We start from the raw sequence: 23428 nt of genomic DNA, 5'->3' as shown, positions 1-23428 counted from the left end.
TATATTATTATAAAGGATAATGATCTTGGAAGAAGATGAACATAAGCCGAGGGATGCCTGGATGACAATCATAAAAGAAAACAAGGAAAAGGTGGACAGGTGCTATCAAAGGGCAGAAGGTAAAGCCGCGCATTATTTAAGCGTATTGCAGGAACAAATCGGCTCGAAGAGCTACGCGTCCACACTGCTTGATGATTTGATAAAGTGGAAATCAAGGCATCTTCCGACTCGGACGTTGGTCCCCTTCCTGCGCCGCGGTGTCAAACCGCCGGATTCCTCCGACGGGATGCGTTATCTCGCATGGTTGGCTCGTGTCGGGAAATGGGACGATTATTTGGAGCGAAGTGTTTCCTATATGTATCTGCGGGATCTAGGTCAGGATTTGTCCGATGCGCGAACCCGCACGAAGATTCAACGAAGCGTGATCGAGATGAAGCGGCAAGTCGATCCCTCCGCTGAAACCTCAAACGGAACGACTGCCGGAGAAATGCTAAGTCCGGCTTCGCTGTACCGATGGGCGCAGCGCGAAGGCGTGGAGGAAGCCGTGATCTGGGTGATGGGGCGGCTAAAGGGGGCGAGAACCCATCTCCCGCCGGAAATGGATGCCGAGGAAGCCGAACGGAAGTTGATCAAAATTATATTCGGTGTCGTCATGCACGTTATGGACGAGATGGAAGGTGGGATGGGTTCCGCGGAACGTTCTCGCCGGCTCGGAGAGGCCATCAAGCTGGGGTATTATTACGGGCTGACCTACCCGTATATCGATGACCTGCTGGATTCCGGGGCATTGAATGCCGAAGAGCAGGAGCAATATACGAGGATGATCCGCCTAACGATCCGCACGGGGATCGTACCCGAGCTTGGGGAGTGGACCGGACGCCATCAGGAGATGGTCCGTTTTATCCATGCCGAGCTCCGGGAAGCGTATGAGTTTATTCGCAACTATCAGAATCAGGATACGCAGGACGTATTTTTCGAGCAATCCTATATCTTTTTTGAATCCCAGGATGCCGATCGTTGTAAAACTTTAAGTTATGCGCATTACTCCAATGAAGAGTTGTACCTACCCATTATCTTGAAATCCGCGTCGTCGCGGTTGATCGTTCGTTCTGTGATTTCCGCTCCCCGGGATGAGGACTTTGACCAGCGCGTCTTCTATTATGGCTTGTACAACCAGCTGGCCGACGACTTTGCGGACATGGCCGCCGACCTGGAGGCTGAAGCGGTCACGCCTTATACGTACTATTTGAAATATCGGCACAAACGGCCGGATCTCCTCAATCCGTTTGAACTCTATTGGGCGGTCATTTCGCATCTGATTCACTACGTCTACCGCTCGGAGCCCCAAACTCGGGAAATCATTTTAGCTCGTGCCATTAACGGTCTTAAACGATATCAACGACGGGTTGGCGCAGAGCGGTTTCATGAAGACATGGCGATTTTTTCGTTGGGTAACCCGGAGTTGGAGGCGTTGATCCAGCTTCTGGTCCGCCGCGCGGTGGACGTGGACTTCTATGACAAATGGCTGCGGGACCAGCTCCTCGCGACGATGAGAGAAAGTCGTCAAGAGAAGGAACAATTTGTCCAACTCATCCAAAATGCTCGCTCACACATTAATGGGTTATTGCCGATTTCTGATGCAGAAGCCTCTTCGATTGCGGATGGCCGCTTACTGATGGACACGGCGAATTACAGCCTGCAAGGTAGCGGGAAGCGGCTCCGTCCGATTCTGGCCTGGGTCATGGGGGTAGAGGTGTACGGATTGGATCCGTTGGCGTTATCCCCATTGTTCCGGGCGCTGGAATACATGCATACGGCTTCTCTGATTTTCGACGATCTGCCTTCCCAGGACAACTCCGCATCTCGCCGGGGCCGCCCCACGCTGCATCAGGTTCATAATAGCGCCGTTGCTGAGCTGACCGGCATCTTCCTTATTCAGAAGGCGGTCGAAGAGCAGGCTTCCTTGAAGGGGTTTGATCCCGAGTCCGTGCTTGCGCTGCTGCAATACTTATCCCGGAAAGCTGGGGAGATATGCATGGGGCAAGCGATGGATTTAAACGCCAAGGGGAAGTGGTTAACGGTGGAGGAACTCGACCGAATTTGCTTCTACAAAACAGGGATTGCGTTTGAAGCATGCTTGGTGGCGCCGGCGATTTTGGCTCGGGTTCCGGAGGATGAAATGGCTGTCTTAAGAAAAGTCGCTTACCACACGGGCATCGCCTTCCAAATTAAGGACGATTTGCTGGATGGGGAAGGGGATCCGCATTTACTCGGCAAACCTACCGGGAAGGACATCGAAAACGACAGCTCGACCTATGTGACGGTGCTGGGTCCGGATGCGGCCAGCAAAGCGATGTGGGAGCATTATTGCTTGGCAATGGAAGCCCTGATGGAGCTCCCGCGACCTCCCGTCTTTCTGAAGCATTTACTCAATTACATCATCAACCGGGAAAATTGACGGCATCCTGACATTTGATCTGCTGGAGTGTGCCTTGAACTCAAAAAAGGACTATGTTAGAATACAACTAACTTTAATGAGGGAGCTGAAACGGATGGATATTTCTTGCTAATGAGATGGAACCAAATCGCGAATGAAATTCGCTTGGTTTATTTCTTATGCAAGAAAGTTACTTCATCCTTTCACTCCAATCGTATATGCTAAATCCATACCCGCCGATGGGTTTGGATTTGTTTTATATTTTTGGGCTGCAGGAAAGGTATCTTTCTTGCAGCCCATTTTTATTGTAGGAGGGATGTTGTTCATGTCATTAATTAATGTGAACCATCTAACGTTTGCCTATGAAGGCAGTTACGATAACATCTTTGAGGATGTGAGCTTTCGGATCGATACCGATTGGAAGCTGGGCTTTACCGGCAGGAACGGCCGGGGGAAGACGACCTTTCTGAATTTGCTGCTGGGTAAATACGAATACAGCGGTCAAATTTCTGCGGATGTGAGCTTCGATTATTTTCCCTTTGAGGTGAAGCATAAGGAGTATCTTACGCTAGATGTCGTTGAGGAGATTTATCCGGACTACGTGATGTGGGAATTGATGCGGGAGCTATCTTTGCTGCAGGTGTCCGAAGATGTGTTATACCGTCCTTTCGAGACTTTGTCGAACGGGGAGCAGACGAAGGTGATGCTCGCGGCTTTGTTCCTGAAGGAGAACAGTTTTCTGCTGATCGATGAACCCACCAACCACTTGGACATGGAAGCAAGGGAACTTGTGGGGGATTATTTAAATCGTAAGACCGGGTTTATCCTGGTGTCCCATGACCGATTCTTTTTGGATCGTTGCGTCGACCACATCCTGTCCATCAACAAGACGAATATCGAGATTCAGAAGGGCAATTTCTCCGATTGGTGGGAGAATAAAAAGCGTCAGGACAACTATGAAATGGCCGAGAACGAAAGGCTGCGGAAGGACGTCAAACGCTTGGCGGAAGCGGCGAAGCGGACGAGCAACTGGTCGCATGAAGTGGAGAAGACGAAGAACGGCACTCGGAATTCCGGCTCAAAGGTAGATAAGGGCTACATCGGCCATAAAGCGGCGAAGATGATGCAGCGCTCCAAATCGATCGAGCAACGGCAGCAAACCGCCATCGAAGAAAAGTCGAAACTCCTCAAGAATATCGAAACATCGGAAAGCTTAAAAATCGCTCAGTTGCCTTACCACAAAACCCAACTTGCCGAGTTGGCCCATGTCTCGATTTATTATGACGAGAAGCGGGTGTGCCAGGATATCCACTTCACGCTTGAGCGGGGAGACCGGATCGTGTTGATGGGACGAAACGGCTCCGGCAAGTCAAGCATTTTGAAGCTGCTTTGCGGGGAGGATATCTGCCATACAGGTACGTTACGGCTAGGAAGCCAACTCAAAATTTCCTATGTGTCTCAGGAGACGTCGTGGTTGCAAGGAAACTTAACCGATTTTGCCAGCGAGCATGGGATTGACGAGAGCTTGTTTAAAGCGATTTTGCGGAAGTTGGACTTTTCCAGATTGCAGTTCGAGAAGGATATGGCGGATTACAGCGGCGGCCAAAAGAAAAAGGTGCTGATCGCCAAAAGCCTCTGCGAACAAGCGCATCTGTTGATCTGGGATGAACCGCTGAATTTTATCGACGTCATCTCCCGCATGCAAATCGAAGATTTGCTGCTGGCCTATGAACCTACGATTTTGTTCGTTGAGCATGACCGCGAGTTTTGTGAACGGATCGCGAACAAACAGATACAACTATAAATGAATAGACGTTTCCGGTAAAAGGAGGCGTCGCCAGAATTTCAACCGCGTGGATCGCGGTTTTTTTTATTCAATTTTTTTGCAAATTCCGATTGTAATTTAATGGATTATAGCTTATGATCATTTCTGTGATAATGAGAATCATTATCACAGAAAAAGATAGGGGAGGTGAAATTCTGAATACTGCAGCTGCGAATCCCAAAATGGGGAATCTCTATTATCTGGTGATCCTCCTCTTCATCGGCCTGATTGTCATCTCCGCCGTTTATTCCGTATCCATCGGTCAAGTGCATATTCCGTTTAAACAAGCGATGTCGATTTTACTTCACTCCTTGACCAATGGCCGATGGGGGACGCTGGAACATATCGATAGCGAATCCTACCTCAATATTATTCTTCAGGTTCGGATGCCGCGTGTCATTTTTGCGCTCTTGATCGGCATGGGGCTTTCCTTGTGCGGAGCTGTGATGCAGGCAGTCGTGCAAAACCCGCTTGCAGACCCCTACATACTTGGCATCTCGTCAGGCGCTTCGCTTGGCGCTACCTTCTCCATTCTGATCGGGTTCGGAAGCGGCGCGCTATTATCCCAATTTGGCGTAGCATTTGGTGCTTTCGTTGGTGCGATGATCACTTCGATCGCCGTGTTGGTTCTATCCAGCATCGGAGGCAAAGCCACCTCGGTGAAACTTGTTTTATCCGGGGTTGTACTCGGCGCCTTGTGCAGCTCCTTCTCCAGCTTGATCATCTATTTCGCCAACGATGCGGAAGGGATTAAAAGCGTGACGTTTTGGGCGATGGGCAGCTTGGCTTCCTCCAGCTGGGACAAAATGCCAATCCTTGCGGTGGTCATTTTGCTTGGCTGCGGGTTGTTTCTTTTTCAGCATCGCGTGTTAAATACCATGCTGTTAGGCGATGAATCCGCGATCACCCTCGGGATTAATTTAAGCGTCTTCCGCAAATTGTATATGATTCTCACTGCGCTAATTACCGGTACGATGGTGGCTTATGCCGGAATGATCGGCTTTGTTGGTCTCATTATCCCGCATATCTGCCGCGGCCTGTTTGGCGCAGACCACAAGCGATTAATGCCGGGGACCTTGCTGTTAGGCGGATTGTTCATGATCTGGTCGGATATCTTGTCTAGAACGCTCATTCATCATGTTGAGTTACCCATCGGGATCATAACGTCGGTGATTGGCTCGCCCTTATTTATTTATATGATCGTGAAAAAAGGCTACAATTTCGGAGGTTAAAGCATGGAACTGACCGCGAAGCAATTAGAGATCAAGCTCGGAAAAAAGGAAATCGTCAAAAATGTTTCGATCCACGTTAAAACCGGGCAATTTGTAGGGCTGATTGGTCCAAATGGCTGCGGAAAATCAACGTTGCTCAAAAGCATTTATAAGAGCTTACCTCCGCAGAAGGGCACCGTTTTTCTGAATGAGATGGATATTCTAAAAACCTCAGAAAAGAAAGTATCACAACGTTTAGGCGTGGTGGGTCAATTTAATGAAATGCATTTTGATTTAACGGTGCACCAGATGGTGATGTTGGGCCGGACTCCGCATAAAAAACTGCTGGAATCCGATAAACAAGAGGATGTTGCCATCGTGGAGGATGCGCTAAAGCGAACGAATTTGCTGGATTACCAGCACCGCAGCTATTTGTCGTTGTCCGGAGGGGAGAAGCAGCGGGTAATTCTTGCAAGAACCATTGCTCAGCAGCCCCAGTTCATGATATTGGATGAACCTACAAATCACTTGGACATTCGCTATCAATTGGAAATCTTAACCTGTGTTAAGGATCTGAAGATTGGGGTGCTGGCAGCCCTTCACGACTTGGAAATCGCTGCGCACTATTGCGATTATCTTTATGCGATCAAGGACGGAGAGGTCTATACGCACGGCAGGCCCGATCAAGTCCTGACACCGGAAGTGATTGAATCACTCTATCAAGTGAAATGCCAGACTTATATTAATCCAGTTACGAACGGATTAGGTTTCGCATATGGAATATAGAAGGGGAGACTCGTTCATGAAAAAGAAATGGCTGGGACTTAGTTTAACATTCCTGCTGACCTTAACGGCTTGCGGAGGGACAAACACGAGCTCGAGTACGAGCAGCGGCTCGGCGTCCGCGCAAAATCAAGCTCAAAATGAAGCCCAAACCCAAACTCCAAATCAAAATCAAGAAGCAGCTACCACCCAATATCCCGTAACGATCGTGAACTACACGAAGGCGGAAGGCGGCACGGTATGGGAAGAGAAAGAGCAAGTCTTCGATCAAACGCCTGAACGGATCATGGCCAATACGAGACCCGCCGCCGAATTGTTATTGCACTTGGGATTAGGCGATAAAATTGTCGGCGTGGGCGCAAACTTTGGTGCACCGGATACCTCGGTGGAAGAGGAATACAACAAATTGAATATTTTGAGCGATGGTTATGTTGGGAAAGAAGTAACCCTGGGAACGGATCCGGACCTGGTCGTTGGGCGCGGCGGTTTATTTGAGAACGCCGATTGGGGCGTTGGGACCGTTGACGTATTAAATGAGATGGACATCAAAACCTACGTTCTGGAATCTTCGATTACTGGGGGAACCTATGAATCGGTCTACAAGGATATCGAAAATTTAGGGAGAATTTTTAGTGTGCAGGAGAAGGCAAATGAATTTATTCAAGAATTAAAAGGAAGACAAGAAGTGATTAGCTCCAAACTAGCGGGCATTACCGAAGAAAAAACCTTCGTTTTATTATTTATGAGCGATCCCAAAGAAGTCAGCGTTTATGCTGCCCATGATGAAACTTTCTTTAACGATGCTTTTCGTATGGTGAAGCTTGATAATATGTTCAAAAACGAAACCGGCGAGGTGAGTGTGGAAACGCTGATTGGAGCTGACCCGGACGTCCTGATCATCCCGGATTGGAAAACCTACGACGGATCGGATGCCAAAACACTTAAAGAAGCACTTTATACCAATCCCAAATTATCCAGCATGAAAGCGATCCAGAACAAGCAAATCTATGCGGTCGACTACAACTATATGTTTGGTTATGGTTATAACACAATCGACGGGATGGAGCAGTTGGCGAAAGAGATGTATCCGGATTTGTTTAAATAAGCGTTAGGATATAAAACAAGGCAATCCGCATTTGCGGTTTGCCTTGTTTTTGTTCGTTCAATTATTTTACTTACGCCTCAACGTTATTTACCGCTTTGGCGGCTTGTTTAACATTTTTTTAAAAGACGCAATTTAGGAGAATGGGGCATATACATAACCAAAAGTGAACCTGAAAGGGGTGGGCCCATGAGATTTACGGTGCAGTATATCCCTCTAAATCAGCTTAAACCCGGAATATCCGTCCAGCTTACTGAGCGGCTCAAGAAGCTGCGGAGGGCCGCGCAGGACTGCATGCATCTGATGATTGTCCGCAAAAGCCGCAAGGATGGAGGTTACGTGATCGTCAGCGGCAGCCACCATTACGATTTTTTAAGGAAACATACGAAAAATGCGGTAGCTCCCTGCCTTGTCGATGAGAGTAAAGCTTCGGCCCGATTGAGTTCGTTGGTTCATCGCATACGTAAGCCAAACCTTCCTTATGAGGCGCCACGAATTCAACGGGAACGAACTTCGGCCAACAGTTGGTCGATCATTCGCAAATTTATGCGGCAAGAGCCGCGGTTCAGGCAATTATCCCGCACGCAGCAGTTGAAGGTCTTGCGACTTGCGCTGCAGTACCGGAAAACCACCATCCAATCAATGAAAAGCAAGGTGGACGTTTATCTTAGATCCAGAAAAACCGGATAACCTAACTTCGATGGGTCAATAAAGCCGCAGCTCTGCGGCTTTTTATTATGATGGAGTTCCGTTGATATTCCCGTACCGTTGTTCAGCCAACACCGGATCATTATAAACGGCGATTTTCGAATCGATAAGATCCAGATTCTTCTGTAAAGCCTCCATCTGCTTGACGACATTCAAACGATGTTTTGTCAGCATGTCTTTCCGTTCCTCCAGCGTTCCCATTCCTTTCGCACACCAATCCGCGTATTGTTTGATTTCTTTGATCGGCATTCCCGTATCTTTTAAACAGCAGATCATGGTCAACCATTCCAGATCCTTCTCCGTAAAAATCCGGTTGCCGGATGGATCCCGGTCAATAAAAGGCAGCAGTCCTTCTTTATCATAATAACGCAAGGTATGTGCAGTTAAGCCGAATAGGTTGGCAATTTCATTAATGGAATATTTCAATTCTTCTCCCCCTTGACTTAGAGTTAACTCGAAGCAATATACTCACTATAGTCCACAACGAGATCCCGTTCAAGTGGCGATATTCCACCTAAAGGAGAAGTGATTGAAAATGAATTCCAACAAGACCATTGCACTGGTTACCGGCGGCAGCCGGGGGCTTGGGAGAAATAGCGCTCTTGCGCTCGCACGCAAAGGAATCGATGTGATTATCACGTACCATTCCCGCAAGGAGGAGGCGGAGAAGGTCGTGCAGGATATTGAAGCACTGGGGCAAAAGGGGGCGATGCTGCAGCTGGATACCGGAAAAGTCGCCTCGTTTGATACATTTATTTCGCAGCTGACGAACGTGCTGAAGGAAGGATGGAACCGCGATAGCTTCGACATTCTGGTGAATAATGCAGGATTTGGCGCTCATGTTCCGATTACGGAAACGACGGAGGAACAATTCGACAGCCTCCTGAATGTCCAGTTCAAAGGGGTCTTCTTCTTATCGCAGAAGCTGTATCCGCTGATTGCCGATCAGGGCCGTGTTGTTAATCTCTCTACGGGTCTGACCCGTTTTGTTATTGCCGGATTTGGAGCTTATGCGGCGATGAAAGGCGCCATCGAGGTGCTAACAAAATATATGGCAAAAGAATGGGGGAAACGCGGCATTCGCGTCAACGTCATCGCCCCGGGCGCGATTGCAACGGATTTCGGCGGGGGCTCCGTCCGGGATAATCCACAGATGAGAGATTTTATTGCAAACAATATTGCCCTAGGTCGTGTAGGGGAGGCCGACGATATTGGAGGCGTGGTCGCTTCCCTATGTACGGAGGAGTTCGGCTGGGTGAACGGGACGCGTATTGAAGTATCGGGTGGGCAGATGCTCTAAACCCATGGCAGGTTTGCAGTCCATATAGAGGCTTAGTATAATGTTCATAATCTATCAACGTGGACCGACAATATACTATTCTCTCGAAAGGGCAGGTGCATGCCATGAAATTTAGCGAATACCGCTATGAACGCCCAGATGTCCAAGTTTTCCAACAGAATTTTAAGGAGCTCCTTCACGCGTTCCACGCGGCGGCTTCCTATGCGGAGCAGGACCGGATCATGCGGGAAATCAATCAGCTGCGGAGCGGCTTCGACACGATGCAGGAGATCGCCAGCACCCGGCATACGATCGATACCAATGACGAATTTTATAAAGTCGAACAGGAATTTTATGATGAAAACGGGCCGGTCGTACAGGAATCCATCACAGAATACTACCGGGCTTTAATTAGCTCGAGATTTCGCACCGAGTTGGAGCAAAAATGGGGACGCCAGCTGTTCCGCCTTGCTGAGCTGTCGTTAAAGACGTTTAGTCCTGAGGTGATCGAGGACCTGCAGCGGGAGAACAAATTGACCACTGAATACGCCAAGTTGATCGCTTCCGCGAAAATTCCGTTTGAAGGCGAGGACCGCAATTTATCCCAACTGATTCCGTTCCAGCAGTCGACGGATCGGGAGGTTCGCAAGCGCGCGGCTGAAGCGGCGTATGGTTTTATGGCCGAGCATGAGAATGAACTCGATCGGATCTACGATGAGCTGGTCCAAGTCCGAACGAAGATCGCTAAGCAGCTTGGATTCAGCAACTTCGTTGAGCTGGCTTATGCCCGGTTGTCGCGGACGGATTACAATGCCGAACAGGTGGCGAACTTCCGAAGCCAGGTTCTGGAGCATATTGTGCCGGTGGCCACGAAGTTAAAAGAGCGGCAAAAGAATCGGATCGGTGTGGACCAGCTGCTGTACTATGATGAAAGCATTGCCTTTAAGTCCGGAAACGCGGTGCCCAAAGGCGATCCCGAGTGGATTGTGAAGAACGGGGCAAAGATGTATAGCGAGCTGTCCCGGGAGACGGATGAGTTTTTCACCTTTATGACAGAAAATGAATTGATGGATCTTGTCTCCAAGCAAGGGAAACGGGCCGGCGGGTATTGTACCTTTATCAGCGATTACAAGGCGCCGTTTATTTTTTCGAATTTCAACGGCACGTCCGGCGATATCGATGTACTGACGCATGAAGCGGGGCATGCTTTCCAAATGTACGAAAGTCGGGGCTTCGAGGTGCCGGAGTATCAGTTCCCGACGCTGGAAGCCTGCGAAATCCATTCCATGAGCATGGAATTCTTCACTTGGCCCTGGATGGATTTGTTCTTTGAAGAACAAGCCGATAAATACCGATTTGATCATTTGGCTAGCGCCATCGTCTTTATTCCCTACGGCGTGGCGGTGGATGAATTCCAACATTACGTGTATGAGCATCCGGAGGCGACACCGGCGGAGCGCAAGCAAGCTTGGCGGGAGATCGAACGCAGATATGTGCCTTACCGGCAATATGCGGATAACGCTTATTTGGAACGGGGCGGGTTTTGGCACCGGCAAGGTCATATATTCAATTCGCCGTTTTATTATATTGATTATACCCTCGCGCAGATTTGTGCGTTTCAGTTCTGGAAGAAGATGCATGAAGATCGCGAAGCGGCATGGGCGGACTACTTGCGTTTATGCCAACAAGGCGGCAGCCGCTCCTTCACGGAGCTGGTTCAAACGGCCGGGTTGATTTCTCCGTTCGAAGACGGCTGCGTCACTTCGGTGATCGGAAGCATAGAAGCCTGGCTTGAGAGCGTAGACGACACTGTACTATAAAAAGAATAAAAGACGTTTGCAAAGGACTACATTTGCAAACGTCTTTTTTCGTGGAGAGTCTTCCTGGAGGTCCCGCGGAACATAAAGTAGTACAAGAGCGAAGCGGCAGTATATAAACAGCCGGTCATGCTAAAGGTGATGGCATATCCCCAATAGGTACCGTAGGTCGTGACCAAATACGATTGAACGGGCCCCATCGTCGCCCATCCTAGCATAAACGCCGTTTGAGTCAGCGAGTTTGCGATCCCTCGCCGCTTGTCGGAGACGCGGTCGATCATGATCGCGGATTGAATCGGATTGGCGGCATTCATTAACGCTTGCCGGAACAGGAAGCTCACAGCGGCGATGAGGAATCCATTCGTAAAGCCGGTCAACAGTAGAAATGGCAGGGACAACATTTGAAAAATGACTACTGCTCTCACTTGGCCCACCCGGCTTGCCAAAGAGGGGCCGATCAGCATGGAGACGATGGTCATCACTTGACCCAACGAGATTAACAAACTCATTAGGGACAGCGAAATGGAGAAACGGTTGGTAAAATACAAGTTGAGATAAGGAACGACAAGTCCCGAACCTAAGCCAATCAGCAGTTGGGCGGCAACAAAACGCGCAATCATCCGGGAATCTTCGGCTGCTCCTCGCGTAATCTCGCCAGTAGGGGAAACGGTTGGCTCCTTTGCGGGCGAGTTGCCTGGTTCCTGTTTTACCTGCGCTGTAGCTAGATCGTTGTTTTCGCGGACGAACAGCATCGGAATAAAGGCGGCTAAGGTTGCAGCTCCGCCGAGGATCAACACGGTTCGAAGGCTAGGTAAATTGGCGAAACCAAGTGACTTAAGTGCATCAGCGAACACCCCGCCGCCTAAGCTGCCAATCACTTGAGAGGCCAGACCAAGGGAGGAGAAGTAGCTGAACATTTTCAGCCGGTTGGCGGTGGTGACATTTTCGGCTAAGAAGGGGATCGACAGAACTTGAAAAAAAGAAGCAAACAAGCCCGTAAACACGGCGAATCCAAGCAAAGCGGATTCTCCGGAGGAGAAGGAGCGGAGAATGAAAGCGACACCGCTTAACAAAGCCCCCAAAACGAGGATTTTCTTACGGCTCGTACGGTCGCCCCAAATTCCGATCGGCACGAACATTAGAGCCGTAGCAAAGGACTGAAAGCTGACAACGCGTCCGTTCATGGCGTCATCGTAACCCAGTCCTTGAATGTACAAATTATACAGCACCCCAAACATCCCGGTGCCGATTTGATAGAGAATATTAGCCAAGAAGAAGAGCTTGATATTTCTGGACCATCCGTCCATCTCACGTGTGAAAGCGCGTAAATAACCCACTTGGTTCATCCTCCGGTTGCTTGTTGTCGGCTAAAATAACATTCTAGCACTTAACGGCTGGCGAAGGAAGATGCAGGTGAAAGGAAAAAAGAGGCCCCTCAGGTCTCTTTTTTCGATGGTTTGGCTGGACGTTTTGCATTCTGCTTGATGCGTTGGTCGATACCGGCCTCACCCTGGATTTCGGCGGCTGCTTCCATCTGTTGGTTTAATTGTTTCTCAATCTGGCCGATGCCGTGAGCGCCTTGGTGATTTCTACTGGATGCCATTGCGACAGTTGTACCTCCTATGGTTTATATGGTGTGTGTTGGGGAGCGACTTCAGGATTTACGATCTTACGATTCGCCACATGCGGAAGAAATATGCGTTTCAAAAAATCGATGGTGTATTTTACTGATTCCTTTTAAAATTAAAGCAAGACCTTTGTACTACCAAACATAGAAGGGTGGCAGGACATGGAGCAGCGACGACAACAAGCGTCATGGATCGCGGGGGAAGGTCTCAAAACTAGATGGGCTAAAGAGATCGACCCGCTGCAGGTGCTTCCGGAATATCCACGTCCCCAAATGGTGCGGGAGCGATGGATGAATCTAAACGGATTGTGGGAGTATGCGATCCGTCCAAAAGAGGGGGATTCGGGCCCCGAACAGGTGAAGGACTATGATGGATCGATTCTTGTTCCCTATCCGCTCGAGTCGGCCTTATCCGGGGTGAACCAGCCGCTGCAACCCGACGAGTGGCTGTGGTACCGAAGAACCTTCGTCATCCCACCGGCCTGGAGCGGACAAAACGTGTTGCTGCATTTTGGGGCGGTCGACTGGAAGGCGGAGGTGTGGATTAATCAGCGTAAGGCGGGAGAGCACACCGGCGGGTATACGCCTTTTAGCTTTAACATTACTTCGTACTTGCGTGAAGGTGAGAATGAAATCGTAGTAAGGGTATGGGACCCGACCGAGCGCTTCGGACAGGAGCGGGGCAAGCAAACGTTGCAACCTAAAGGACTGTTTTATACGGCGGTTTCAGGAATCTGGCAGACCGTTTGGCTTGAACCGGTACCGGAGTCATACATCACTTCCTTCCGAATCACCCCGGACCTTGCGGCAAGGGTGCTTACTGTACATATTGAGCGCAATGCCGGTCAGCGAACTCGTGAGCCTCAGCCTTCGCTTGTTTATTACGAAGCGGTCGCTCTTGAGAATGGGAAAGAGATCGCTACTGCCCGCAGCATTACAGGAGAGGAAATGCAACTCAAATTATCGGACGTGCAGTTGTGGAGTCCGGACTCACCGTTTCTCTATGAGCTCATTTTGCGTCTGGTGGTTGATGGGAGTACGGTTGATTCGCTGCAAAGTTATTTTGCGATGAGAGCGTTTAGCGTCGAGAAGGATCAGGCGGGGGTACCTAGGCTGCTTCTGAACGGGGAACCCTTGTTTCAACAGGGAGTATTGGATCAAGGTTATTGGCCGGACGGCTTGTACACCGCGCCTACGGATGAAGCCCTTGCCTATGATGTCATCATGGCCAAGCAGCTTGGTTTTAATATGATTCGGAAGCATATCAAAGTAGAGCCCGCAAGATGGTATTATCATTGCGACCGCTTAGGGATGATTGTCTGGCAGGACATGGTGAACGGCGGGGGCGGCTGGAATCATCTGCATCATCTGATTCTCCCCAATTTTGTAAGCGCACTCAAAGTGAAGGATAACAAGTATAAAGCCTTAGGGAGGTCCGACCCCGCAAATCGGGAGAACTACCGCAAGGAACTGAAGGAAATGATCGACGCACTCTATAATGTACCTTGCATTGGGATGTGGGTCCCTTTTAATGAAGCCTGGGGGCAGTTTGACGCATCCAATATCGCAAAATGGCTGAAAGCCTACGACCCTTCACGTCCGGTTGATCACGCCAGCGGCTGGCATGATCAAGGGGCTGGCGATGTGATCAGCAAGCATATCTATTTCCGGAAATTACGGATGCCAAAGCATCCGGACAGTCGGGCCGTGGTGATCTCGGAATACGGCGGCTATAGCCTGATGGAGCCGGGTCATGTGTGGCGAGAAGGGCAGGGCTTTGGCTATAAGAAATGCAAGACCCGGGCTGATTTTGAGATCGCCTACTTTTCGCTGATGCAAAATCAATTAAGGCCATTAATTACAAAAGGACTAGCGGCAGCGGTTTACACGCAGCTCACCGATGTGGAGACCGAACTTAATGGGCTTTTGACATATGACCGGGAAGTCGTGAAGATCGATCCGGACGTGGTATCCCAGCTGCATGCAGCTCTAATTGAGGAGGAATGAGATGAATCGCCAATCGGGGATCTCCGCACGAAATTGGATGCTGATCTGGGTGCTCGGCATGGCCGGGCAAATTTGCTGGAACATCGAGAACTCCTGGTTTAATACGTTTGTATATGCCAAAATCGCCAAGGATCCCGCGATTATCTCTTGGATGGTGGGGATTAGTGCCGTCGTCTCAACCATGACCACCTTTGTCATTGGAACCTGGGGGGACCGAGTGGGCCGAAGGAAGCCGTTTATCGCCGTAGGTTATATCGGCTGGGGGATGTTTACAATGGCTTTCGGGGCCACGGAGTTTCTACCGAAAGAGCCTTTGATCACCGCGATGGTAATCGTGGTTGTCGCCGATGCGATTATGAGCTTCTTTGGTTCCACCGGATATGACGCCGGGTATAATCCTTGGACGACGGATATCTCCAATGTCCATAACCGGGGCAAGCTCGGCGGGGCGTTAGCCGCCATGCCGGTCTTCGCTACGATCTTCGGCGCCGTCGTCTCGGGGATGCTGGTGGATGCGCTGGACTTTTTTCCATTTTTTTCGCTGATGGGTGGTTTGGTGACCGTGATGGGCATCTTCACGCTGTTTAGCTTAAAGGATGATCCCGGACTGAAGGGGAGAAAACTTGAGGGCGGTTATCTCAAGCAATTTGCGGAGGTTTTCCACCTGAAGACGGTGCTGGACAACAAAGAGTTGTTTTGGGTGTTTGTCATCAACGGCGTGTTTTTCACCGCGTTTAATGTTTATTTTCCGTATATCACAATTTATTTGAATAACTACCTGAAGATGAGCTATTCGCTCTCCGGTACCCTTCAGGGCATCGGGCTTGTGGCGGCGATTCTTCTAACGATTCCTGCGGCGAAACTCATTCAAAAAGGAAAGGTCACGATGGTGATCTGGTTAGCTGTTGTGGCTAATACACTTGGACTCCTCGTCATTTCTCAAGTCTCAAGCATGTATCTGTTGCTCTTAGGAATCTTTGGAGCTGGGATCGGTTATGTGCTTATGATGCAAACGATGACCGCATGGGTCAAAAACCTGTATCCGGAGCAGCAACGAGGACAGTTCGAGGGGATTCGAATGATTTTTGCCGTATGTTTGCCTATGGTGATCGGACCGTTCATTTCCGGGATTGTGATTCGCCGATTTGGCGTTTACATGGTGATGGACGGCGTAGGAGGGATGGTGCCCACCGAGCTGCTGTTTCTGGTGTCCGCAGGGGTTACCATTTTGACGTTGCTGCCTTTAATTCCAGCCGGGAAGTATGCGAGATCACGTGTGCAGTCCGAAAACAATCACGCTTCAACATGGGAGGGGTAATTATGCAAAATAGGATCCATATGCCGGGGAATCTGCTGGATTCCAACGGAAGGTTGTTGCAGCAGGGATATTCAACCCAAGCGGTTCTCCATTATAATCGGGAATCCATTCAAGCACGCCCATGGCGAATCAAAGAGTGGGATTTCTATCAGGTCTCAAACGAGAATTACTGCTTGCAGCTGACGATTGGTCATGTCTCCTATGCGGGGAGCGTGTCGGTTAAACTCTTTGAGTTCGCCACGGGCAGGCATTATGAAATTACGCAAATGCTGGTCTTGCCTTTTAACTCCTTACATATGCCGCTCACGGCGGAAGAAGGGGATTTAACGGTTGATCGAAAGAACCTGTTTATGCAATTCCAGGTGTTTGAGGGAGGCCGGAAGCTGATTTGCCGAGCTAAGGATAAGAAGCTTCCAACGATAGAGCTTGAGGTTGAATTATCTCAACCCGACAAGACTTCGATCGTGATGGCCACTCCGTTTGACGAGCATCCGTCCCAGTTTTATTACAATCACAAAATCAACTGTATGCCCGCCAGCGGCGTCGTTCGGGTTGATGGACGGGAGTATCGGTTTGAACCGGAATCTGCCTTTGGTTTGCTGGATTGGGGCCGAGGCGTATGGCCTTTTTCGCATGAATGGTTTTGGGGGAATGGGAGCTGTTATGTTGATGGGAAACGATTTGGCTTTAATATCGGGCATGGCTTCGGAAACACTTCGAAAGCGACGGAGAATATCCTCTTCTATGACGGCACTGCCCATAAATTAGGTCAGGTTTATTATGATCTACCGGCGGGAGGGTATATGTCCAAAAAACAAATTACCAGTGAGGACGGCAGATTTGAGATGGAGTTCACGCCGATCTATGATCAGCAAACCGCTACCAAGCTGCTTTTTATCGACAATAAATGCCACCAATTATTTGGTACGTTTAAAGGCAAAGCCGTGTTGGATGACGGCAAAGTTCTTGAGATCGACCATATGGTCGCTTTTATTGAGCATGCTGTAAATCACTGGTGAGGAAACAACTTGTCTATAATGAATTATAGACCTCATAGGTTGGAGGAATGAAACCGGGACGAGATTGTGCTTGCGACCAAGGTGTGGGGGCGTATGCATCCCGGTCCAAACGGAGCCGGTTTATCGCGGAAAGCGATTTTAAGCGAAATCGACAAGAGTCTGAAGCGGCTGGGAACCGATTACGTGGATCTGTATATCATTCATCGCTGGGATTACACCACACCGATCGAGGAAACGATGGAAGCTCTTCATGAGGTGGTCAAATCGGGAAAAGCTCGATATATCGGAGCTTCCGCGATGTATGCCTGGCAGTTCCAGAAGGCGCAGCATGTTGGGGAGAAACACGGATGGACCCGGTTCGTCTCCATGCAAAATCATCTCAACCTGATTTACCGGGAAGAGGAGAGGGAGATGCTTCCGCTCTGCAAAGACCAAAACATCGCCGTCACGCCATACAGCCCGCTCGCTTCCGGGCGACTGATTCGAGATACCTCGGTTACGACTGAACGATCGGAAAGCGATGCAATTCAAAAGTCCAAATACGATCCGACCGCAGAAGCCGATCGGTTTATTATTGAGCGAGTGGCGGAAGTGGCGGAGAAACGCGGTGTTTCCCGCGTGCATATCGCGCTGGCCTGGCTGCTGCAGAAGGAACAGGTCGCAGCGCCAATCGTGGGCGCAACGAAAATTTCGCAACTAGAGGATGCGGTTGGCGCCTTGTCAGTTAAACTTAGCGCTGAGGAAATTGCTTATCTGGAAGAACCGTATGTCCCACATCCTGTGGTGGGGGCGGAGTAATATAGGAGAAGATCAAAAAAGGAACCCGTGAATGATCCGGGTTCCTTTTGCTTGTTGTATAGAGGAAGACACCATGTTATAATTACCGCACGACTGTCAGTGTTGGATAAACGGACATAAAAATCCATCTTACAATTTTATTGTACCATGCGGTTAAACTCTTGTCAAACGGATTTTATCCGAAAAGGGTCGAAGGAGTGAGGTTCGTGAAAGCAATGGTTATCGGATTACGTGAGTTGGATCAAGCACAGCTAGCCGATGTTGGCGGTAAAGGGCTAAATCTAATCAAATTATCTTCGCTGGATAGCATCCAAGTCCCTGATGGCTTTATCGTAACAACAGCCGCCTATCAACAAGCGATTGAACAACAAGAATCTTATCGCACTTTGGTCGATAAACTGATGCAGCTTCAACCCGGGGATGTCGCAGAAATCGGCAAGATCAGTCGGCAGATTCGCCAATGCCTCGTAGAGGCCGTGATCCCTCCGGAAGTGGCTAAAGAGGTATCTTCTCATCTATCCCGATTTGACAGAAACCAAGCGTATGCCATTCGTTCCAGTGCAACCGCCGAAGATTTGCCGCATGCTTCTTTTGCCGGGCAGCAGGATAGTTATTTGAATATTATCGGATATGAATCGATCCTGGACCATCTTCGCAAATGCTGGGCCTCTCTCTATACGGATCGCGCGGTGATTTACCGGATGCGAAATGGATTGAATCATCGTCAAATCTCCATCTCCGTGATCATTCAGCAAATGGTGTTCCCCCAAGCCTCCGGGATTATGTTCACGGCGGATCCGGTGAGCTCCCATCGAAAGATCTTGTCCATCGATGCCGGTTACGGACTTGGCGAAGCTCTGGTTTCCGGGCTGGTGTCCGCGGATGGATATAAGGTGAAAGAGGGAAGGATCATCGAGAAACGGATACCCGATAAAACCTTGGCTGTTTATGGACGGAACGAAGGTGGGATAGAGACGAAAGACATTGATCTCGATCAGCAAAAAGCTCAGGTCCTTACGGATGAGCAAATCTTACGCATGGATCGGATCGGGAGACGGATTGAAGCCTTCTTTGGTCAGCCGCAGGACGTCGAATGGTGTTTGACGGAGGATGCGTTCTATATTGTCCAGAGCCGGCCAATCACTACCTTATTCCCGATCCCCGAAGAAACGGATCAAAGCAATCGGGTGTATATCTCGGTTGGCCATCAGCAAATGATGACCGACCCCATCCGGCCGCTGGGACTCTCCTTCTACTTATTAGTTACTCCGGCGCCCATGCGGACCGCGGGTGGCCGGTTGTTTGTTGATGTTACGCCGATGTTGGCTGCGCCAGGCAGCCGGGAAATGATTTTAGACACTATAGGGCATTCGGAACCGTTGATCAAAGATGCGCTAATGACCATCCTGGATAGAGATGACTTTATTCCGACAACATCTCCCGCTCCCAAGGACGGGGCAGCCGTTCAGCGAAAAGCTCCCGTGTCAGCTGGGAACGATCCGTTTGGGATTGAACAAAATCCAAGCATCGTATCCGATTTAAGAGAACGGACTCAAGTCTCGATTGAAGCCTTAAAACAACATATCCGCGGGAAATCAGGGCCGGAGTTAATGGATTTTATTAAGGAGGATATCTCGGAACTAAAGAAAATTCTGTTTGACCCCCAAAGTTCAGCTGTAATTATGGCTGGGATGAATGCTTCCAAGTGGATCAACGAAAAAATGAATGAATGGTTAGGTGAAAAAAATGCCGCCGACTCGATTTCCCAGTCCGTACCGGGTAATATTACTTCGGAAATGGGCCTGGCGCTTATGGATGTCGCCGACGAGGTTCGTCCATATCCAGAGATCGTCGCGTACCTGGAGCAAGTAAAAGACAATCGCTTCTTAAATGAACTCGCGAGGTTCGAGGGGGGAGAGAAGGTACGTACCGCGATTCAGCGTTTTCTTAACAAATACGGCATGCGGTGCCCTGGGGAAATCGATATTACCCGTACGCGTTGGGTAGAAAGCCCGGTCATGCTTCTCCCGTTGATTCTTGGCAATATCAAGCAATTCGAGCCCCATGCCAGCCAGCGAAAATTTGAACAGGGTCGACAGGGTGCTTTGAACAAAGAACAAGAGCTGATGAAACGCCTGAGAGAATTGCCGGATGGAGAGCAAAAAGCCCAAGAAACCAAACGAATGATCGACCTCGTCCGGAATTTCTCGGGCTTTCGCGAGTATCCCAAATACGGCATGATCTCGCGCTACTTTATCTATAAACAGGCTTTGCTAGAAGAAGGTGAACGCCTTGCTCAAGCGGGGGTTATTTCCGACAAGGAGGACATCTATTACCTCACGTTCGAAGAACTTTGCGAAACCGTACGGACGAATCGGCTAGACAGGGAACTTATCACCCAGCGGAAAGACGCATACGAACACTACGAAAAACTTGTTCCTCCACGTGTGATGACATCAGACGGTGAAATCATAAGGGGGAATTATCAACGTAAAAATATCCCCGCGAATGCGATGGTCGGTTTGCCGGTTTCCTCCGGCGTGGTTGAAGGTCGCGCACGAGTCATCTTAAATATGGAAGATGCGGTGTTGGAAGAGGGAGATATCCTCGTCACTACCTTTACCGACCCGAGCTGGACGCCTTTGTTTGTTTCCGTCCGAGGTTTAGTCACTGAGGTCGGCGGTTTGATGACCCACGGATCCGTCATCGCCCGTGAATATGGCCTGCCTGCGGTTGTTGGTGTAGAGCATGCAACCCAACGAATCAAAGACGGCCAACGAATTCGCGTGAATGGTACGGAAGGGTTCATCGAGTTCATTTAAACCCTTTACTGGACCTCATCGGACAGTTTGCGCAAGCGATAAGCGTTTATCGCAAATTCTCGCAGCTCCTCCAGGATGGTGTAATTTGCCCAAGCGCCGGCAATCGCGCCGATTCCGGGAACCATCTGGAGCATTTTACGGAAGTCGATCGCATCGCGGTATTCGATCTGAAAGGTCTCCCAGTCCAGCGTTTCGGAGTATTCGGTATCATATGCCCATTGCTCCTTTTCGATATGCCATTGTTTGATGGATTGTAAGATATCGGCGCGGTTTTGGGGACCCGCAAAGGTCATTTGAAAGACTTTGAGAATAAATACGCGTTCGGAAAACACCTTCGTGTCATATCCGTAGACATGAGCCAATTCGAACAAAAACTTCATCTTTATCGCAATGAGTGCCGGAAAATCCACCGCATTCAGCACAATACCGCCTGCTCCGGTTCCCGCACCTTCCGCAACCGCGATTTTTTGGTAAAGGCGAAACAGTTCATTCGCTTCTTTATCGGCGGTCTCCAGTTCTATTTGGTGCTGAACCGGACGTTTTGGCGTGTATTCGGCTCCGAACAACGCCGTACGCACGATGGAGCGGATGGTTGTGGTGATGATCTGGTGCATTTTCGGCGGGATCCATTGATTGATTCGTTGGCTGATGGACTTTGAGGTTTTCTCCAACCATCCTGCCGATTTAAACATGTTGCGCTCCCACTCGGCCAATTCCTTACGCACTTGCTGTTCGTAAATCACGTGTGAATTCCCCCTCAAAAAACATCAGTTAAGCTTATTGTAACGAAGATCTCCCTGAAAATGTATGGACCGGGGCCGGTGATCTTCCCACGACCTAAGTCCAGGGATGTCTAGATCATGCTAGTGACTGACTTGAAAATCAAGGTTCTCCTTCAAGGGGTGAATTATAATGAGGTGGTATTCGAGGGTAAATTTCATGATAGAACTCCGGTCCAATCACGTTTTCGTTCTTTGGGGCCGACGCCAAAGACGTGGAAGGATCTGTTCCCAAGTGAAGACGAGCTTCCGGTGAAGGAATGGGGCGCGTTGTACAATATGCAGGTGGTCCTAATGAAGGAGATTATCAGGTGATCTATCAAAAAACGCAGGATATCATCCAGAAACGGATTCCGGAAGCGATTCTAAGCAAACCTGCTCAGTTTGTGCCGTTTATGATGATTTTCTCGCCGAATTGGATCGCGCTGGGGCTGAGAAAATGAACAAGAGTACACTGCGCTGGTTAAAGCGGGAGTGACGCTTTTTACGGGGAAGGACGTTAAGTAGTAGCTTCAATAGATTTGAGGGATATCGAGCCGTTATTGGGTGCGATATCCCTCTTTGCGTGCTAGGACTCGGTAATGTCATATCGGGCACGCTCGGTCTCCACTGATATCGAGTGGCCGTCGATCCGTGCCTGCTTCAATTCATCCACTGGTATGAGAAAGGTATCCTGAGGCAGGGGAAGCTCCGAGCCATTGGGCTGGATGACCCGGCCTTCTCCCCGTAAATACAAAACAGGCCCACCTGTATAATCATCCAACGCATGGCTATGATCCTCATGGATGCCTTTTTGCTCCAGTTTGAGTTTGACCTCGTCGGTGTCGCCTTGCTCCTCTTTGCGGATATGCAATTGGCCGCCGATATGCGCCTCAAGCCAGTCCATCACAGGCTGCAGTTGCTCATTCATGGGTATTGGCTTCCTTTCGGTTGTTCTGCGCATCTGGCGATACGGTACCGCAGGACCCCTGAAATCCATCATGCATTTTGAGATCATCAAGATGTTCGCGTAGGTTTTCATCCCCCGGCAGATCCGCCGCGAGTTGGACCCTAGGCGGGCGAAACTCCACATGTCCTCGTTTGCGGGCGTTGCTCATCGTTCAGCACTCCTTTCTGTATCAAGAGAGATAACGCCGAATGCACGTAGTATGATCTTCTGCCGCTGGGCTTATCCTTTCTCCTATCCTGGAGATGGAAGGAATTACTTCTTGCTAGGTAACTTGCGGGGGTGATATATTAGTTATCCGGCCCGCGGGAGTCTTCGCAAGATGATCTCCGTAAAGGCGTGGGGGTGAAGGTTGTAGAGGTTCAAGCGATGAGCTTGAATGGAAAAACTTTCACCTAGATGTGAGCTTTGCTGATATGGTATATTGATTTTCCTGCCGGTTGAACGGTAGGCGGTAAGCGAAATGGTAAGAATTACTTCTTGCAATGAAGCTTGCTGAAGTGATATATTATTCTTTCGGCGCTTGAACGGCCGGGATGATAACGAAGTTGATCTTTGAAAACTGAACAACGAGTGAGTAATAAATGAGATTTTAAATCTCGTCAGTTTTGAAAAATGAGCAAGTCAAACACTTTATTGGAGAGTTTGATCCTGGCTCAGGACGAACGCTGGCGGCGTGCCTAATACATGCAAGTCGAGCGGACCTGATGGAGTGCTTGCACTCCTGAGGGTTAGCGGCGGACGGGTGAGTAACACGTAGGCAACCTGCCTGTAAGACTGGGATAACTACCGGAAACGGTAGCTAATACCGGATACGCAAGTCTATCGCATGGTGGACTTGGGAAAGACGGAGCAATCTGTCGCTTACGGATGGGCCTGCGGCGCATTAGCTAGTTGGTGGGGTAACGGCTCACCAAGGCGACGATGCGTAGCCGACCTGAGAGGGTGAA

Annotated in this window: 18 protein-coding genes, 1 rRNA gene and 2 pseudogenes; 15 read left to right on the top strand and 6 right to left on the bottom strand. The window is 49.5% G+C overall.

The features are described from left to right. The first annotated feature begins 61 nt into the window (after nt 1-61). From BN3277_RS01235 to BN3277_RS01210, 6 genes are all read left to right on the top strand, one after another. A complete protein-coding gene (locus tag BN3277_RS01235) occupies nt 62-2458 on the top strand; it encodes a polyprenyl synthetase family protein (protein WP_059040571.1) in 2397 nt (798 codons plus the stop codon). Between the two features lie 304 nt (nt 2459-2762). Further along, entirely contained in the window at nt 2763-4241 is a 1479-nt protein-coding gene (locus BN3277_RS01230) for an Lsa family ABC-F type ribosomal protection protein (RefSeq protein WP_059040506.1), read from the top strand. 203 nt (nt 4242-4444) lie between these two features. Then, nucleotides 4445-5494, top strand: a complete 1050-nt coding sequence (locus BN3277_RS01225) for a FecCD family ABC transporter permease (RefSeq protein ID WP_059040505.1) — start codon at nt 4445-4447, stop codon at nt 5492-5494. A gap of 3 nt (nt 5495-5497) precedes the next feature. Then, nucleotides 5498-6259, top strand: a complete 762-nt coding sequence (locus tag BN3277_RS01220) for an ABC transporter ATP-binding protein (RefSeq protein WP_059040504.1) — start codon at nt 5498-5500, stop codon at nt 6257-6259. Nucleotides 6260-6275: 16 nt separating this feature from the next. After that, nucleotides 6276-7361 (top strand): ABC transporter substrate-binding protein, encoded by a 1086-nt coding sequence (locus tag BN3277_RS01215; protein WP_059040503.1) that lies wholly within the window; start codon nt 6276-6278, stop codon nt 7359-7361. A gap of 186 nt (nt 7362-7547) precedes the next feature. Beyond that, on the top strand, nt 7548-8048 hold the full coding sequence (locus BN3277_RS01210) for a hypothetical protein (RefSeq protein WP_059040502.1): 501 nt from the start codon (nt 7548-7550) through the stop codon (nt 8046-8048). A gap of 45 nt (nt 8049-8093) precedes the next feature. On the opposite strand, the gene BN3277_RS01205 is transcribed toward BN3277_RS01210, so the two are convergent. Continuing rightward, on the bottom strand, nt 8094-8492 hold the full coding sequence (locus tag BN3277_RS01205; protein ID WP_059040501.1) for a MerR family transcriptional regulator: 399 nt from the start codon (nt 8490-8492) through the stop codon (nt 8094-8096). Nucleotides 8493-8601: 109 nt separating this feature from the next. Between BN3277_RS01205 and BN3277_RS01200 the strand changes: the two genes are divergently transcribed. Together BN3277_RS01200 and BN3277_RS01195 are read left to right on the top strand one after the other, a co-directional pair. Further along, nucleotides 8602-9366: an SDR family NAD(P)-dependent oxidoreductase gene (locus BN3277_RS01200; RefSeq protein ID WP_059040500.1), complete on the top strand. Its 765-nt coding sequence runs from the start codon at nt 8602-8604 to the stop codon at nt 9364-9366. A 104-nt stretch (nt 9367-9470) separates the two neighbouring features. Then, nucleotides 9471-11165, top strand: coding sequence for a M3 family oligoendopeptidase (locus tag BN3277_RS01195; protein WP_059040499.1), 1695 nt, complete (start codon nt 9471-9473; stop codon nt 11163-11165). A gap of 26 nt (nt 11166-11191) precedes the next feature. Here the strand turns inward: BN3277_RS01195 and BN3277_RS01190 are convergent, their stop codons facing one another. Continuing rightward, on the bottom strand, nt 11192-12508 hold the full coding sequence (locus tag BN3277_RS01190) for an MFS transporter (RefSeq protein ID WP_187380020.1): 1317 nt from the start codon (nt 12506-12508) through the stop codon (nt 11192-11194). Nucleotides 12509-12597: 89 nt separating this feature from the next. Further along, nucleotides 12598-12765, bottom strand: coding sequence for a hypothetical protein (locus BN3277_RS25665; RefSeq protein ID WP_187380019.1), 168 nt, complete (start codon nt 12763-12765; stop codon nt 12598-12600). Between the two features lie 186 nt (nt 12766-12951). Between BN3277_RS25665 and BN3277_RS01185 the strand changes: the two genes are divergently transcribed. The 5 genes and pseudogenes from BN3277_RS01185 to ppsA all read left to right on the top strand — a co-directional run bounded on the left by BN3277_RS01185 (nt 12952) and on the right by ppsA (nt 20753). Then, a complete protein-coding gene (locus tag BN3277_RS01185) occupies nt 12952-14796 on the top strand; it encodes a glycoside hydrolase family 2 protein (RefSeq protein ID WP_059040497.1) in 1845 nt (614 codons plus the stop codon). Between the two features lies 1 nt (nt 14797). Beyond that, nucleotides 14798-16114, top strand: coding sequence for an MFS transporter (locus BN3277_RS01180; protein ID WP_059040496.1), 1317 nt, complete (start codon nt 14798-14800; stop codon nt 16112-16114). Nucleotides 16115-16116: 2 nt separating this feature from the next. Beyond that, complete coding sequence (locus BN3277_RS25255; RefSeq protein ID WP_059040495.1) at nt 16117-17133, top strand: DUF2804 domain-containing protein; 1017 nt, start codon at nt 16117-16119, stop codon at nt 17131-17133. A gap of 51 nt (nt 17134-17184) precedes the next feature. Then, a pseudogene (locus BN3277_RS25250) lies at nt 17185-17931 on the top strand (aldo/keto reductase); the annotation flags it as partial. A gap of 206 nt (nt 17932-18137) precedes the next feature. Then, nucleotides 18138-20753, top strand: a complete 2616-nt coding sequence (ppsA, locus tag BN3277_RS01165) for a phosphoenolpyruvate synthase (protein ID WP_059040494.1) — start codon at nt 18138-18140, stop codon at nt 20751-20753. 5 nt (nt 20754-20758) lie between these two features. Here the strand turns inward: ppsA and BN3277_RS01160 are convergent, their stop codons facing one another. Then, entirely contained in the window at nt 20759-21496 is a 738-nt protein-coding gene (locus BN3277_RS01160; protein WP_059040493.1) for an EcsC family protein, read from the bottom strand. Between the two features lie 249 nt (nt 21497-21745). On the opposite strand from BN3277_RS01160, the pseudogene BN3277_RS24780 reads away from it, so the two are divergent. Then, nucleotides 21746-22039: pseudogene (locus BN3277_RS24780) on the top strand (ABC transporter substrate-binding protein); the annotation flags it as partial. A gap of 61 nt (nt 22040-22100) precedes the next feature. On the opposite strand, the gene BN3277_RS01150 reads toward BN3277_RS24780, so the two are convergent. Both BN3277_RS01150 and BN3277_RS01145 read right to left on the bottom strand, forming a co-directional pair. Continuing rightward, nucleotides 22101-22442: a protein YmzB gene (locus tag BN3277_RS01150; protein WP_059040491.1), complete on the bottom strand. Its 342-nt coding sequence runs from the start codon at nt 22440-22442 to the stop codon at nt 22101-22103. Beyond that, nucleotides 22435-22629, bottom strand: a complete 195-nt coding sequence (locus BN3277_RS01145; protein WP_059040490.1) for a hypothetical protein — start codon at nt 22627-22629, stop codon at nt 22435-22437. The genes BN3277_RS01150 and BN3277_RS01145 overlap by 8 nt, the downstream gene beginning before the upstream one ends. 482 nt (nt 22630-23111) lie before the next feature. Between BN3277_RS01145 and BN3277_RS01140 the strand changes: the two genes are divergently transcribed. Further along, nucleotides 23112-23428, top strand: a 16S ribosomal RNA gene (locus BN3277_RS01140); the annotation flags it as partial.

This window comes from Paenibacillus rubinfantis, from assembly GCF_001486505.1.
In the GTDB taxonomy this organism is placed as follows: Bacteria; Bacillota; Bacilli; order Paenibacillales; family Paenibacillaceae; genus Fontibacillus; species Fontibacillus rubinfantis.
This window is presented reverse-complemented; position numbering and strand designations above follow the sequence as displayed.

Excerpts from the sequence above, each read along its gene's own strand:
- BN3277_RS01235 (WP_059040571.1), top strand. The coding sequence starts at position 62 with ATGACAATCATAAAAGAAAACAAGGAAAAGGTGGACAGGTGCTATCAA.
- BN3277_RS01230 (WP_059040506.1), top strand. The coding sequence starts at position 2,763 with ATGTCATTAATTAATGTGAACCATCTAACGTTTGCCTATGAAGGCAGT.
- BN3277_RS01225 (WP_059040505.1), top strand. The coding sequence starts at position 4,445 with ATGGGGAATCTCTATTATCTGGTGATCCTCCTCTTCATCGGCCTGATT.
- BN3277_RS01220 (WP_059040504.1), top strand. The coding sequence starts at position 5,498 with ATGGAACTGACCGCGAAGCAATTAGAGATCAAGCTCGGAAAAAAGGAA.
- BN3277_RS01215 (WP_059040503.1), top strand. The coding sequence starts at position 6,276 with ATGAAAAAGAAATGGCTGGGACTTAGTTTAACATTCCTGCTGACCTTA.
- BN3277_RS01210 (WP_059040502.1), top strand. The coding sequence starts at position 7,548 with ATGAGATTTACGGTGCAGTATATCCCTCTAAATCAGCTTAAACCCGGA.
- BN3277_RS01200 (WP_059040500.1), top strand. The coding sequence starts at position 8,602 with ATGAATTCCAACAAGACCATTGCACTGGTTACCGGCGGCAGCCGGGGG.
- BN3277_RS01195 (WP_059040499.1), top strand. The coding sequence starts at position 9,471 with ATGAAATTTAGCGAATACCGCTATGAACGCCCAGATGTCCAAGTTTTC.
- BN3277_RS01190 (WP_187380020.1), bottom strand. The coding sequence starts at position 12,508 with ATGAACCAAGTGGGTTATTTACGCGCTTTCACACGTGAGATGGACGGA.
- BN3277_RS25665 (WP_187380019.1), bottom strand. The coding sequence starts at position 12,765 with ATGGCATCCAGTAGAAATCACCAAGGCGCTCACGGCATCGGCCAGATT.
- BN3277_RS01185 (WP_059040497.1), top strand. The coding sequence starts at position 12,952 with ATGGAGCAGCGACGACAACAAGCGTCATGGATCGCGGGGGAAGGTCTC.
- BN3277_RS01180 (WP_059040496.1), top strand. The coding sequence starts at position 14,798 with ATGAATCGCCAATCGGGGATCTCCGCACGAAATTGGATGCTGATCTGG.
- BN3277_RS25255 (WP_059040495.1), top strand. The coding sequence starts at position 16,117 with ATGCAAAATAGGATCCATATGCCGGGGAATCTGCTGGATTCCAACGGA.
- BN3277_RS01150 (WP_059040491.1), bottom strand. The coding sequence starts at position 22,442 with ATGAATGAGCAACTGCAGCCTGTGATGGACTGGCTTGAGGCGCATATC.
- BN3277_RS01145 (WP_059040490.1), bottom strand. The coding sequence starts at position 22,629 with ATGAGCAACGCCCGCAAACGAGGACATGTGGAGTTTCGCCCGCCTAGG.